Origin of the sequence: uncultured Anaerobiospirillum sp. (assembly GCF_902485895.1) — a bacterium.
Taxonomy (GTDB): Bacteria; Pseudomonadota; Gammaproteobacteria; order Enterobacterales; family Succinivibrionaceae; genus Anaerobiospirillum; species Anaerobiospirillum succiniciproducens.
Genome location: NZ_CABTML010000019.1, coordinates 1 through 15252, shown reverse-complemented (window position 1 = coordinate 15252; position 15252 = coordinate 1). Strand labels below are relative to the sequence as shown.

The 15252-nt window shown below is 43.1% G+C and carries 9 protein-coding genes; 5 read left to right on the top strand and 4 right to left on the bottom strand.

Annotated features, from left to right (window positions below; all coding sequences use genetic code 11):
* Positions 1–200 precede the first annotated feature (200 nt).
* Positions 201–2324, bottom strand: coding sequence for a hypothetical protein (locus tag RDO37_RS01815; RefSeq protein WP_308497915.1), 2124 nt, complete (start codon positions 2322–2324; stop codon positions 201–203).
* A gap of 1790 nt (positions 2325–4114) precedes the next feature.
* Between RDO37_RS01815 and RDO37_RS01810 the strand changes: the two genes are divergently transcribed.
* The 5 genes from RDO37_RS01810 (at position 4115) to RDO37_RS01790 (ending at position 10797) form a co-directional block, all read left to right on the top strand.
* Positions 4115–6595, top strand: coding sequence for an AraC family transcriptional regulator (locus RDO37_RS01810; protein ID WP_308497914.1), 2481 nt, complete (start codon positions 4115–4117; stop codon positions 6593–6595).
* A 287-nt stretch (positions 6596–6882) separates the two neighbouring features.
* Positions 6883–7626 carry a hypothetical protein gene (locus RDO37_RS01805; protein ID WP_308497913.1) on the top strand — a complete coding sequence of 248 codons (744 nt, stop codon included), beginning with the start codon at positions 6883–6885 and terminating at the stop codon, positions 7624–7626.
* A gap of 212 nt (positions 7627–7838) precedes the next feature.
* Positions 7839–8636 (top strand): hypothetical protein, encoded by a 798-nt coding sequence (locus RDO37_RS01800; RefSeq protein WP_308497912.1) that lies wholly within the window; start codon positions 7839–7841, stop codon positions 8634–8636.
* A 363-nt stretch (positions 8637–8999) separates the two neighbouring features.
* Complete coding sequence (locus RDO37_RS01795; RefSeq protein WP_308497911.1) at positions 9000–9728, top strand: hypothetical protein; 729 nt, start codon at positions 9000–9002, stop codon at positions 9726–9728.
* 343 nt (positions 9729–10071) lie between these two features.
* Positions 10072–10797: a hypothetical protein gene (locus RDO37_RS01790; RefSeq protein ID WP_308497910.1), complete on the top strand. Its 726-nt coding sequence runs from the start codon at positions 10072–10074 to the stop codon at positions 10795–10797.
* 349 nt (positions 10798–11146) lie between these two features.
* On the opposite strand, the gene RDO37_RS01785 is transcribed toward RDO37_RS01790, so the two are convergent.
* From RDO37_RS01785 to RDO37_RS01775, 3 genes are all read right to left on the bottom strand, one after another.
* On the bottom strand, positions 11147–11446 hold the full coding sequence (locus RDO37_RS01785) for a hypothetical protein (RefSeq protein ID WP_308497909.1): 300 nt from the start codon (positions 11444–11446) through the stop codon (positions 11147–11149).
* A 1024-nt stretch (positions 11447–12470) separates the two neighbouring features.
* Positions 12471–13397, bottom strand: a complete 927-nt coding sequence (locus RDO37_RS01780) for a transporter substrate-binding domain-containing protein (RefSeq protein ID WP_308497908.1) — start codon at positions 13395–13397, stop codon at positions 12471–12473.
* Positions 13398–15062: 1665 nt separating this feature from the next.
* A partial coding sequence (locus RDO37_RS01775) for a hypothetical protein (RefSeq protein ID WP_308497907.1) occupies positions 15063–15252 on the bottom strand: 190 nt, incomplete at its 5' end.

The following is a 15252-nucleotide window of genomic DNA, read 5'->3' as shown; positions in this document are numbered from 1 at the left end:
TACCGTTAACTTTTGTGGTTAGCGTAATACAAAAACTACATGTCCGGATCATGCAGATGCATGCATATATCATAGCTTAAACGGCTTATATATGCCCTTTCCAAATATCGATCAAATACGCGTGTAAGAACAACTAAGGCCGCAAATGCGGCCTTAGTTAGTGTGTTATGGTGCATTTTTTAATCGTAATGCACTCTTTTCTATTTTTTCTTCTTACGCTCTTTACGCAGACGAGCACGAGTCTTCATAGTTTTAGCTTGAGAGTTTTGTCTAAACTCAAGCCACTCTTGCTTAGTAGCGGCCATGCGATCGTTGATGTCTTGATCCTTTTGACGACGCTCAGCTACAGCCTCATTCCACTCTTTATCCCAGTCCTCATCGATGTAATTGTGCTTATCATTGATAAGACTATCGAGAACACCATCGGTAAAAAGATTAATATCTTCGTTCTTATGTGCACCGTATGGAATCTGAATACCATCGGTAATATCAATGCTAGAGAGCTCTAAACCATTGTCGCCTTGAATGAAGGTAACCATGATGCAGTCTGCATGAATGAGACTTAATACATCGCCGCCATTAGCACTATTACCAGTTGGCTTTTCGATATAAGCAAAGAGATTGGTATTAATTAAGAACTTAATCTCTTCATCTGAAGTGATGACAATGCGATCAATCTTAAGCGGATAAGACTTGCGCAGTTTCTCAACAGTAAACTCTTGACGATGAATACCATCTTTAAAGATAAGGCCTGCAAACTCTGCATCCTTATTTCTACGACGAGCTTCATGGTCGTTCTTCATCTCCACGATTGGCTCGGCGATGAGCTCGATAATGTCAGAGTTAAGGCCATCAAAATCAGACAGATCGTTATCTTTAAGATCTTTAAGACGTGCAGCTACTGCATCTAAATTGTCATATAACTGATCTTTAACTAAGACTTCAATGCTACCTTGTACACCCTTGATTTCCATATCAAAGATCATAAAGGCATCGTTAATGAAACTTAGCTGCTCTGATGTCTCATCTTGCGAAGATGGTGAAAGATTGTCATTTTGACAGTAGTGAACGTCAGAGACCACCTTATTAAGGCGCTCATGAGCAATCATCTTACGGTAAGTAGCTACAGTTGGATGGTCTGCTAACTTGCCATAGAAAATATGCTTAATGCTGACAGCAAAGTTACGCTTAAATGGTGGATCGATATCGACACCAAAGCCCTGAATATCGCTACCACAAATGTTATTCTTTAGCGCATACCATAAAGTCATCTTGGCGTCACTAAAAACGATTACATCGGATAAGAATAATGATTTGTGGAGATCTGCGCAGCTTAAGTCATGAGGAAAGAGCGCTCTTTGCTCAGGTTCTAAATTGTTAAACCACTTGTAGACAATGAGATCACGCATCAGATCAGTAATGCCGTTTTCTGGCACAGCTAAATGCTGATGCAGACCTGACAAGCACCACTCAATGGAGCGTAAATCACCACTGCGTGATGGCAGTGCGCGTATGTAAATTTTGCGTCCTGTGTAACGATGCAATGCGGCCATTTTTTCACAGACCACATCCATCATAGAAGGAGCTGGCGCTACATCCTCACTGCCTTCTACTTTTGACTCATTTACTGGAGCATTGTCGTTGAGCTTAGCACTTTCATCAGCGCTAGCAATACTCTTAGAGGCTTCATCATCGTTATCATTGCTCTTGGCACTTGAGCCATCAGGATTTAGACCTAACTTTTCATATGCTTTAGCTACAGCATTAGCTGACTCTTGAGCCTTTTTGAGTTCTTCTTTGCTTAAAGCTGGTTGTGAGACCTTATTGGCTTTTGCAGCCTTGGCCTCAGCCTTACGCTTTGCCTTTTCAGCTTGCTTTTGCTTACGCTCAGCAACCATCTTCTCAGATTGTTTCTTGCGCTCCTGCGCCTCATATTCTTCAATGAAATGGCTCATCATTGGCATCAAGCCTGAGACCTTGAAGACATTGATAGGACGCTTGTCAAGCTCAAAGAAGATATTCATTGGAAGATCTAAGGCGATCTTCTCATTAGGATTTAACGGGCTATCGATGGCCGGAAGAGCATTAACTTTTGGCGGTTGTGGGTATGGATAGTCAACCTCATGCATGTTCGCTTGGGCAACTGCTTTGCGGAACATATCCTCGGAGAGGTACTTAAAATCGTCGTACTTCTCCATCAGCTCAAGATCCCACTCAAAGGTGATCTCATGGAAATGATCTTCAAATTCCTGGAGCTGAAACTTATCTAGACCCATCACTCGAAAAATGGCACGATTGATTTGTGAAGTTAAAAGACGGCTCACCGAAAGCTCCTTTAAGAAAACACCCAAGGCATGATTGCCTTTAGGTAATCGCTAATGTGCTAAATTTGGCGCTCTTAGCGTAGATCTTAACACCCAAGCCAAAGCTTAAGGGCGCAACTGCAAGATCAATACCTAAATAACTATGTATCTTAATACAAGGCATCAAATTCAAACTATAAAAGCATGTGCAACCCTAGATCGTAAAGTTTAAGCTCAACCTTAGGCAAATGTAAACACCATGAGGTTATCTGCTAATCTCTTGCACCACAAAGTTATCACTTTGCGTAAGTCATCTCATAGGCACAAGCCCATAGCCTAAGAGACACATGCGTAGTCATATCCCATGAGATACATGTGTAGTCATAGCACATGGAACACATGCTAAGTTACGCACCTTGCCGCCCTTGCTAAGTTATTCTGAGTTTAGCCGCGTTTAGCTGCTTTAAGCCACAATAAGGCGCCCACTCTACTTAGATTATCAAGCTTAGCATTCATGTCATACCTAAGCTAAGATCACAAGCTGCTGCTGTATGCAAGCGATGATCTCTCGATGAAATCTTTTCTTAGCGTGCTACTTTGCGATAATGGTCAATGCGATGCCATCAGCTTTGTTGTCTGTAGCTAAGATGTTCTTGCGCTGCGTGGAGCTAGCTCTGCACAGCTGCATAGCTGCTTTGTATGCAGACGTGAGTATTTGTTGTTGGTGGAGGTCTGGTCGGCAAGATCTGCTCTGAAGGTGTGGCTTTACTTGAAGAGGCGTTCAGTTAAATGAGATGGCTGCTAGTGCAAAACATGCTTGAGTGTGTGTGTTTATGGCGCTTTCTTGGGGGATCAAAGTCGATCTTGCATGCTCCAAAAGTGGCTAGCTTTGACTAAAACTGAGTGTTGCCTCAAGAAATTGATCGCTTCATGATGCTTGTATGATGCGCTCTTCTTATAATCGCCCGTATATGTTATCCGATATATATATCTGTGCTTTTACTCCTAGAGCGCGTCTGATTACGAAAAGAAGACTCACTACTTTTGAGTTTAGTGCATTGTCTAAATCTCTAAAATTAACGTATTAGCTTTTGTATCAAATGTTGGGTTAAACTAAACTTGTTATTTTGCATAAGCCTGCATAAGACAGTTATTTAACAGCGACTAAACATAACTGGTCTTATTAAAGACTTGTCTTTAAACCAAAACCTTTGCTACAAGTTACTAAAAAGTTGATTTGAGAGCTTAGCCGTTTGTTTTGTTGATTAATAAGCTTAAGCACGCTTTTGGTATACCCACGCATGCTTGTCGCAGTATAGTGCTGCGAACTTATTGTACTTAGTTGTCTTATCATTCTTGTAGAAGGCAGCGGTGCAATTGAGCTTTTGCCTCTATGGGCAGTAATTTACATTGTTGCGCAACAAAAACTAATTGGATCGTTAGTTTAGCTGTGTTCATGGCCTAGAGTTTTCTTTGGTTTCTGAGCTCAAGTTATTGCTTAGAACCATACATATAGCCTTTGCTTGGCCTTGTGCAAGAGTTCTAAGCGCGGTATGCATGTTTTTAACACAGATTGGATCATATTTAGCATGGCGTATAGACGAATTGATTGAACCTCAAATTAGGTTAACTCCGATGCGCAGATATAAGCTCTAATTTCCATTGTAATCATTAAGACTTCCAGGCTCGACAAGAGTGTGTGTGTTTAGCTTGGGTCAAAAGCATTTGCCCATTAACATATGCCGTTTTTAAGGCAACATTGATTAGTGATGCTTATTAATTGGCAGATTTAGAATTGTTAAGGTTTCATCATGGCAGAAATACAAGCAGATGTTCATATGCAGCTCTCTTGCAGTGACCAAGATATGGACACTCTCAAGGCTAAGCAAAGCGCAAACCTTAAATTAGCTAACTGTCATAGTAAGAAGTCTATGTATCAAGACCACGGTGAGCCTACTAGCAGCACAGTAGAAACTGCAGCTAAAGACAAGCTTGAATCAAATAATCAGTCTTTAATGCATGTAGGCACTGGTTCTAGTACTCATGCAGAGCCTCGCAAGGAACTTAATGAAAGTGTTCGCCATGGCACAAGCATCTTTCCTTTTGCTGCCTATGTATGGGATCCGCAGCCTTGCGCCTCACGTGTACCACTCCACTGGCACAAAGAGCTGGAGTTAGTGCGTTTTTCTAATGGCGAGTACGAAATCTCTGTCGATATGCACAATGTAGTAGTAAAAAGCGATGCTTTCTTACTGCTGCCTGGCAATATCATGCACACCTTTACTCTGCCTGCTAATTGCCAAGAGAGCGCCATCGTGTTTGATCCGAACATGCTCTCCTTTAGCGCCTATGATGAAGTGCAATCTGAGATCTTTGAGCCTTTGATGAGTAGCAATATTCCGCTACCACCAATTGTCACTACCGACCATCCAGCCTTTAACCGTATTGATAAGCTCTACCGTTACTGTGTACGTCATGGTGGTACTTCTAATGCCTCCGAGCGTCTTCTTATTAAAGCCAAGATCTTAGAGATCTTAGCTATCTACCACGAGTATGGACTTATCTCACGTAAAGAGATGCACGGCCAAAAGGTTAAGTCTAAGCAAGATAAGCTCAAAGAACTGCTCAACTACGTGGACGCCCATTATGCGGGCCCGATTACTATTCGTGATGCCTCCTTACGTTTAGGCGTAACCGATCAGTATTTCTGTCGCTACTTTAGACGTGTCACTGGCATGTCCTTTACTGAGTATCTCAATGACCTACGTTTAAGAAGAGCTACCAAGGAGATTGAGCTTACCAATCGCCCTATCTCTGATATTGCCTTCGACCATGGCTTTGAGAATGCAGGCTATTTCTTTAAGAACTTTAAGCTTAAGTACGGCATTACTCCGCTTAGATATCGTAAGAAGTTCTTACAAGAAAATGGCCGCAACTCTAAGGCACATAATAACTATGGTGCGGCCTTTAGCCCAGTTGATGCTAACCATACCTCTGCTATGCATGATCGTGATATCAACACCATCATGAATGTCCCTGCAAGTGACGATAGTAATCATGAGCACTTTGTCTCTCAAGGACTAATTGCTGCAGATGTATTCATGAGCGATAAAGAAGATGGCACTCACGCTCGAGGTAGCATGCACAGCACTGCAGATGCCGCCCCAAGCGCTACTGATCCATCCTTAAATGCTCTTTCACACCAAGCTGCTATAGATGAGCAAGCTAGCTTAGCTGATGATCCAAGCCTACCATCTTTAGTAAAAGAGAGTGGCACCCATGAGCTCAAATCTCACGATGCCCATCAATATAGTGCTAACAACTCTCACGCCATGAACTTTGGTGGCGACAGTGCTCAGCACTTTGATGAGGAGGCTTTCTACGACGATGAGTATGAGGACGAGGAGTTAAGCGCCAACGAGCTAAGCGCTGCAGCGCAACCACGTCAAGCTGCATCAAGCTCAAGTACCATGCCTCTTAGCAGCAAGGCAGTACCAAATCGTGCTGAGGAAATTGCCGCACAACTGCGTTGCCAAGATCCTAAAACAGGCAAATCTTGCTTTGCAGTTGCCACTACTGATAGTGATATCAAGGCCCTATTAAGAACCCGTCAGATCAAGCACTTAGAGGCATCTGAAAGTGAAGATGAGCTCTTTGATGATGACGAGCATGAAGAGATCGTCAATCCAAACAAGGCCTCAGATAACAACGCTACAGACGCAATACCAAATAAGAGCCGCATGGAGCTTATTAACAGTGGCTTGCATGAGCTTACGCAAAATAATGGCCGTAGTGTCTTAAGCGCTGCCTCCAAGCCTCGTCAAAGTCGCTTTATTAAGAACACTCAAGAGCCTGACACTACTCCAAAGAAGCAAAACTTTGTCTCAGCTTTAGAGGAATTTCAGTCAGGCAAGCTGCTTCGTGCTGCAGCTAAGAGCAAGTCTAGTGATAAATCCGATGCTCAGAGTAATGCAAAGCAGCTCAAAGAGCAGACTAAGAGCCTCATTAACTCACAGTTAGATGCACCAGTCGTAGCAAAACCAGCAGCTGCTGAGAGCATCACAACTGAGGCAAAACTGCGCGATAACAGCTCCTTAGAGGTAGAAGGTGAAGATCCACCAAGCTCCTCAGAGATCTTGCGTCGTGCCCACGAGCAAAAACTTAAGACTGATGCTCAATACGCTGCCAAGCAACAACAAAAGCAGCTAAAGCCAGCCAATCGTGCTGAACTTAGAGCCAAGATCGCCGAGCTTGAAGAGCGCAGAAAAAACCAAGACCCATTCTCAATCTAAGTCATCCCCCATGGCGCGGCGCACGGCGTTGCAATGCTGATGCGTGCGCCACTCATGCTTTAGTGGCAATTGGTAATGACATTTACTTGCAGCCACACTAGCCAATCGCACAAAAAGTTGAGAACCTACTAATTTACGACTGTGAATAGCGCCAAGATCCTCTCCCACCATCTACCATCATCCCATAAGCCCTTGCAAATGCCATTTACTGGCTTTTTTCCAACTTAGGCGATGTTAGGCTCTGATGATGCTAAACTATGGCAATTCTTAACTAGCGGTAGATTGATATGAGCGCAGAGCAAAAACTTAATGAGATCAACGACTTTATCATGCAGGATGTGAATCTTGCAATGGCTGACCAAAGAGCTGCTTTTGAGATACTTGAGCTGATATTAAAGGCTGTAGAGAAATCCCCAAAAGTTGACAAGCTCATTAAAGCTGACTGTGAAAAAGTATTTAAACTGCGACTCTTAGGATTTGGCGACAATCAGCCAAGTAAGCACGATCTTGAACTAATTCATGAGCGTTCCATGGCCCTTGCCGCGGATAATGGACTGATTGCCATGATCGCCCAAGAGCTCAATGATCCTCGTCAAAGCGCCACTATAAGCTCCTCACATCAATCTGAAAGCTTTGCACTGCCACTGTATATGTGCAAGCTTACTGAAGATACAGCTGCAGCAATTAACGATAAGGTATTACGCGCCCTCTCTGAGCATATTAAGCACTGTTTAGTGTTTGAGGCTCATGCTCAAAGCTCCTTTGAGATGCTCCTAAAGAGCCCTAAGTCCGATGCCGCTATGCTCAAGCAAGTGCAAAACTCATTGATTATTCAGCGCGATCTCAATGAGCGATTGAATAATGCCCAAGAAAATACCCTAAGCGCCTATGCTCAAATGTCTATCTATCTGTGCCTTGCAGAGGCCCTCTTTACTCTGTGCCGCAGTGTGGTCATGCTCGTCAATGCCACCCGCATCTTTGCGCTGTCTCAGGCCCATCTGACCATGTCAGATAAAGACAAACAGCCATAAGCTAGCGCACTTGCACATAAGGCAAAGCCACCTGCCATAAGATCGCGCAATTGCACAGCCTTGCCTAGGCACGCATGAGTCAGCAGCTATATGGCCGCTAAAATCAAAGATAAGCGGCAACTAGCCGCAACGCAGCATGCGCTAGCGCTTTGGTCTTAGTAATAACTTATAGATTAACTTAACTGCTACACACTATTGTTTTAGGAAGTACCATGGATCTGCAAAAAGAACTTCTGTCTATGCAAAAGCCTTTTGAGAAAGCCTTAAGCGAGCTCATTGGCTACAAAGGGCAGTTAGAAGCTATTTGTAATAGCATTAGCGCCGATTTGTCTAAGAGCACTAAGGTGCATAAGGTTTTAAAGCAAGATCGTGAAGTGGTACTTAACTATCTTATTAAGACCTTCCCAAATCCGGTCAACGCCATGTTTGTGCCTAAGTTTAAGCAAGACTTTTTGAAGTTTGCTCAAAGCCAAGATGCACTTGCAGACTTACTTAAGTTCATGGCAGATGACGAGGGCTTCCCGCAGCAAGATGAGATGACTATTGCCACCTTTAGAGGCAATTTAGCGCTACATCTTACTAAGCTTGATACTCTCAAAGCTCAAGAATACTTAAATGCTTGCTCAGAGATCGTCTCTCAGCTTGAAGAGACTTTGCCACCAACTATTGAGTCTTGCTGCAAGCGTGGCCTTGCGCTAATGCAAGCTGATAGCGGTGTAGATAGCGCCATCATGACTAACTTTGAAGAGATCGTATCCGCTTGCGATGGCTCTTATCAGCACTATCGTGAGCACATCAATGCCCTTAAAGAGAGTAATGCCGATACCTACTCATCATTAAGCGCCCATGCAGCTATTCTTGCTGAGCTATTGTTAAAAGAGACCGCCCAGTTCTCCTTACTCATGCAAATCCTGCAGTTTAATAGCCTCAAGCTCTCCGGCAGCTCCTTTGTTGAGCCTGCTAAGGCCAATATGCCAGAGATTCCTTTTGCCAAGGTAACTCAAAGCTAAGAGCCAAAGCTAATAGCCTAAGCTAGGACTCACCTTAGCCCATACAAGAAATGAGCAGCAATACCATCATATGTGTGCTGCTATACCTGCACTAGCGGCCATGCATACACTGCAGCAAGTGTCGTCATGCATACATCGGGGCACATGTAGTCCTGTATACACTTGCACCCCATGCCGCCATGTATACACTGCAGCAAGAGCCGCTATGCATTGAGCGCAGCAGCTGCAGCGTTGTGTTCATACTCATATATAAGCGCTTGATGGCGCTTTGTAGTACAATAGGCCGCCCAATTGAGCTTGAAGAACGAGAGTCTTTAAGCAGTTTTTTTGATTTACTGATAGCCTGAGCGCTTGGAGCAAATGATGGCAAATGTTGAGATTGTAGCTAAGGCTGTTGAGCAAAGCAGCGTTTTAGTTTCTAAGATAGATAGCATACGTGAAGAGTTAATCGAGCAACTCAAGGCAATCAAAAGCGACTACGAAAACTCTAAGCGTGTTAACAAGCTTGTTAAGCAAGATATTGAGCGCTATTTCAATGCTATGGCCCAAATGTCGCCTGAAACTAATACCCCTGAACGCGCAAGCTTTTTAAAGCGCTGCAGCGAGAAGGCTAAAACTAAGCGCAATCATGAAGTACTCCTCAAGATCGTAGACAAGTGCGACAGCTCGTCCTTAGCAGAACTCAAACAAGAAGATTTTAAAATAGTTCTGGGCATTAACTTATGCCGCTTTGACGATGAACAAGTAACTAAGATATCAAGTGCTATAGCTGAGATCGTCACTAAGGCTGTCAATATTTGTGAGCTTTGTGTTGAAGTTGGTACTGAAACTTTCAAAAAACTAGAAGATGAAGGGAATATTGATAGGCAAGTAGTCGACCAGCTTGAGCACATCTTCATGAACCTGGTCAATACAACGCTTGTCCTTGAGCAGACGAATAAGTTTTCTCTAGATGAGCACTACGGACAGCTCTATACCTTCGCATCAGTCTACTTGACTGACCTAGTTAACACGTTCATAACTATTTACGCAGGTATCCATTACATGCATGAGTGCTTTGCCAAGCTCATAAATAATGGTGGTGAGCACTAACTAAGATCTAAGCTCAATACATAAGTATTAGCAGCAGTGCTTAACTATTTCATCAAGACCTTTAAAGACCCTGTCGACACTATGTTTGTGCATAAGTTTAGGCGGGGCTTATTTTTTGTTAAAAGTCCTGATGCACTTGCTAACTTACTTAAGTTCATGGCAGGTAAAGAACGCTTTCGGTATCAAGATGAGATTACGCTTGTCCCTTTAAGGCAAGTTAGCACTGCCTCTTAGTAAGCTTGATAAACTATGCGGTACAATTGACCGCAAAATAAAGCTTGAAGAGCTAGAGTCTTTAAGCAATTTTTTTGATTTACTACTAACCTTTGCGCGTGGAGAAAATATGGCAAATGTTGAGGTTGTAGATAAGGCTCTTGAGCAAAGCAGCGCTCTGATTCCTGAGTTAAAAAACTTACGTCAAGAGGCTGTTGAGCAACTCAAGGCAATCAAAAGCGACTACGAAAACTCTAAGCGTGTTAACAAGCTCGTGAAGCAAGACATTGAGCGCTATATCAATGCACTTCCGAAAATATATCCCTTGTTTGAAGGCCCTGACGGCGCAAGATTTCTAAAGCGTTGCGCCGAAACTGCTAAGACTAGACGCCATCACGAGGTCTTACTAAAGATCGCAGAGGAGTTAGACCCAGCCCACTTGGACGCTATCGATCCAAATGACTTTGACATAGTTCTGGGCTTTAACTTATGCCGCTTTGACGAAGAGCAAGTATCTTTAATAGTATCTAATGCCCTTGCTATCATGAATAAGACTTTAGAGTTTGCTTCTCGTTACATTCAAATTGCTTCTGAGACTATTGATAAGCTCGAGGACGATGGTTCTTTAGATGATGATATAGTCAAAAAGTTCAAGACCTCCATAATGCAAATAAAGGCAATGTCGCAACTCCTTAAGAATGGCATTGATGAATCTCAAAACGAGCACTACGGCCAGCTCTATTGCTTAGCATCAAAGCTCTTGACTTCCCAAGTTTCCAAATTCGCAACTATTTACTTATGTGTCATTTTTATTCACGGGTGCTATGCCCATATCATAGATAAGCGCATTGGCTAACTAAGTCCTAAGCTCAATACGTAAGTATTGGCAGTATCTAATGGCCTATAGGCAAAGTAAGTCTGCTGCCTTTGATAATGACTCAAGGTAACAGCGTTTGTATGCAGGACTAGCACAAACGACAAGGCCGTAGTTAGATCCCTCTAACTACGGCCTTGCTGTTTTTATAACACTCGTGTGCATGATGTGGCAAATGCTTGCACTCATGGTCTGTACTTAGCAACAGCGCTCTTAGCAGCGCCAATTATGCTGCGCCATTTTAGCTGCACGCATTGTCGAAAGTTTGCCACATGCGCCTTAACGCTAGACACAATGTTCTGGCTTAGAAAAAAGTTTTGCTGCTTTGAGATTAATTGTTCAGCGCAATCTTAACTTCATCATCAGCAACTTTAGACTTTTCAATCATGTCTAAAGCCTGATCGCCTAATGAGGATGTGATATCAACGAGGTATAGAGTGCTTGACTTAGTAATGGCCTCAAATGCCTGCTGACCTAAATTGCTAGTAACCTCATAGACAAATTTACTCTGAGCATCTAAGGCATAATCTGATGCTGCTTTGTTAGAGTAGTCGCTTGCAAAAGCTGATGAAGAACCAAGCACAACTAATGCTGCAGAAAAAGAAGTAATCTTAGTCAGAGACTTAGACATCTTAGCTATTGTCCTACTAGAAAAAACGAAATCACCCGCCGCCTTCTCAGGCTACCTAACTTAAGGCAGCTTCTAGTTCAATCACACTGCGGCAGAAAGATATACTGATTAATCCTGATAAACAGGACATTCCTTATGTATTTTGTGTGCTGATGATACACCAAAGACCATAGATTATCACGCACCAAAATGCGATAAATTGTTAAATTGAAAGTCAATTATGCATAGTTGCCAACTATCAAGCCACGAAGCCTATTTTTAAGCCATTTTCCTCAACAATACGCGACCCTGATCTACAAGTAAACAAGTTCATCATCTACACTTGTCTCACCTATCCGCACCATATATAAGCCAAGCTTGTGCTGATGCTATGAATACTAGCCACCCTATTTTCACTAGCCAACACTACGCCCGTCTAGTGTAGACAGCCAATACTGCTTTCAGGAAGTTATACTGCGTCGGCATCAGACCTTAATGCATGAGACTAGTGATGCATTACCTAATCTTTGCATATTCCAATGCCAGTCACCCACATAGCGTAGCAATAATCCTAACTCAAGCCATACATTGAGCTAGCTGCCGTCATGACGCTTAGGTCATTAAGCGAATCTGATCTTTTGGATAAGGCTTATGATGAATAGCAAGGCAGTACCAACAAATGGCTGCACAACGCGCGTAAGCTGTGATCTTTTAATCTTGATGAGACTATTTAGGCTTGCATGGCCGCCTTAGAAGAGAGTGCAGCGCAAGATGAAACTTAATCAACCTCGAGAGGAAAGCTTGAGAACGATCTAACACCTCTTGTGCAAATATGATTTAGAGGCATCAGATCTATATGTTCTCAGGCCAAAGAGAGTGGAGGCTGCAGATAGACTAAGCATGGTGGCGTTTAGTGCGAATCGTTGCTACGCAATCATAGCTGCTAATCTTTGCAGTTCATATCTTTAGCTCAGTGCGTCAGCTTTTTGAGCTTAGCTGCGGGCGCGAGCATTAGTCCTTAGCTGCGGGCGTCAGCCTTTTGCGTTTAGCTTTGAGCGACTAAGGGATCGACAAGCTCTTTAGTTGGGTCGGATGGCTCAACGCGATCCTTGCGATCCTCTGTAGCAGGGACATGGAACTCGTTTGAGAAACCTGGGCCTTTATCGATGAGTTCTGGAGGCATCTTATAGTTTGGTAGATACTTTTGCACGATGCGCTCAATAGTGCCGTCATTACGCATCTCAACTAAAGCTCGGTTGAAGGCTACGGAATATGGTGAATTTTTCTTAAACATCAGACCTAGGTAGCTATCAGAACCGGCAATATCTTGAGCAATCTTGAGACGGCCTTTGCCCCATGAGTTGATAACATCCTCAGCCATTGGGCCGTCGATGAGCAGCGCATCAGCAGTGCCTTTGTAAACTGCATAGAAGGTTAAGAACACTGAGTGTTCTTGATGCACACGGATCTGTTGAGCCACCTCTTTAGGAAAGACGCTAGATAATGCAGAGCCTACGGTATTAGCTAGCACCTTACCACCCATGTCATTAACTGACTTTACATTGGCAGTAGTGTTAGTCACTAATACGGTGTTGGAACGGAATAATGGCACGGACTGATTGAATAAATTGCCACGCTTACCATTGATGGTGAGACCACCGGCAATAATGTCAAAATGCCCCTTTTGTCCAAGATCTAAAAGAATGGATAAGTTGGTTAAGTGAATGCGATCGTCGTCGTACTCAAAACCGGTGCGGCGCTGCAACTCACGAATAATATCCACATCGATACCAGAGAGGGTCTCAAGCGAGTCTGTGACCTGTACAAATGGTGGATAAGGATGCACTGCTACGCTGATCTTCGCGCCTTTTAGTGGTAATTGTTGAATAGCTGCCTGGGATACAGTGCTAAAGGAAAATGCGGCCACAAGTCCAGCTAGGACTGTGACTTTGGCAAAAAATTTTGAGAACATCTAATAATCCTAATGTTTTGATCTGTACGTTATCTTCCACGGTATTGCCATGGATAGTGGCGATTGCGTACAAATGAACACAATGGGCTCATCAGCATGTTTCTTCATCATGTCCGAGTGTGTCTCTCAGGGGCGCAGGTTGTGCTTTACTCATATACATGACGTTCACTAAAACCTCATACCTTTTCAACTCAAGGCAGGACAATCTCTAGAACTATTAGTTCTGCCAAATTTTCAAGCAAAGGGCACAAATATATCGCTAAGGCCTAAGCACCATGAATAAAAAGCATCTCAAGGGTGTTGCTTAAGTGGGCATTACGTTAGCTGTGGTGATCTTATGCATTGAAAACTATACAAGCTCAAGGGGTAGGAGCTTATTATGTCGAAAAGTTAGTGTGTATCTGTACTAAGCGTCATATGAGCTGTAGTACTAAGGTTTTAACTTATATCGTCAGTTAAATTATGAGCTTTTCCATGAAAAGCTTGGACTATGGGTGTAGATGAATTATCTAATGTTAATAAGCATGTGAATCATTTGCTATAGCAAAACTACTTAGCTTAAGGGCTACCAAAAGCAAATGAAAAACGAGTGTGAAATAGAAACTACGTGTGCGAATTGTGAGCTTCATCAAGCTAGCAAAAGCTTATAAATTCGCGCTTTGTTGCAACATACAACATGCTGCAAGGGCACGTCAACCATAATTTTACAAACTATAATTAACATACTTGTATACAAGATACTTAGTCTTTTTCCTAGATATCAGACGTATCGCGTCAAGTGTCTAGCTTTCGACCAACAGCTCTAAACAAAATCGCCCACAAATGCCTATAGCTAACCATTGCTAAACACAGGCAACAATTTCTTAAAGCAAGCACTCATTATGTTTTACATGAGTGCTGTTGAGCAAAAAATGCACACGCTCCCCCGAAATCATGCATAAATGCCCCTATCATCTACCACACAAAGCGTATAAATATAGGCTTTAAGTGCAGTCTCGCCCTGCGTTCTCTAATCTAACCATCCACTTTAGATAACATGGCCTAGCCTGCAGATAGAAAACTAAAATTATCCCTAATCCATGGGATGAGTTTGATTACAAGTTTGATTGTTATGCGGCTTGAGATGTGGCTATATGCAATATCTCAGCTTAGACAATTAGCAGCGTGATGCATAAGAGAGCTTGTTGCTTGCGAGATTTTGCTGTGCAGCAGTCACCTTGTTCTGAGTTAACTTGCCTAAACTACAAGCCTTAACAGCCTATTTGTATAACTAAGTCATGTTAGGCTTAACTGCCTTAAGCAGGATTATATAGATGAGTCATGTGTGGCTTAACTGCCTAGATTGTATTGATGAGTCATCTGCGGCTTAGCGCCATAGATTGGATTGCGGGACGATCTGGAGCTTAATGCTTTGGGCTGGACTGGATAGATGGGACTATCGGGCGTGAGCGGCTTGGCCAAGATGAGAGTGGCTAGGTTGAGATGGGAGTGCGTTTTAAAATGCTATTGGAGGGATTTAGATGATTTCACGAGGGAATGCCTGGCGCAGTTAGCGGCCTTGGCAAAAGAGTGATCTTTTGCCTCTAAGACATCCCTCGATTTTAGTAGTATGTATTTTTCTAGCTTGAGCCAGCAAGGAAAAGGCTTAGCTTATTGCTCTGTCAACTATTGCTTAGTGTTGATAGCAACTGCAGTAGCGTTAGCGCCAGTAGCGCGGCTTAAACGTACGTTGTAAGGCTGTAACTCAGGTGGGAGCTTGTAGCCTGGGAGGTACTTGTGAATGATCTTCTCTACAGTACCATCTGCACGCATCTGATCTAAATACTCATTGAGGATGTAAGAGTACTTAGAATCC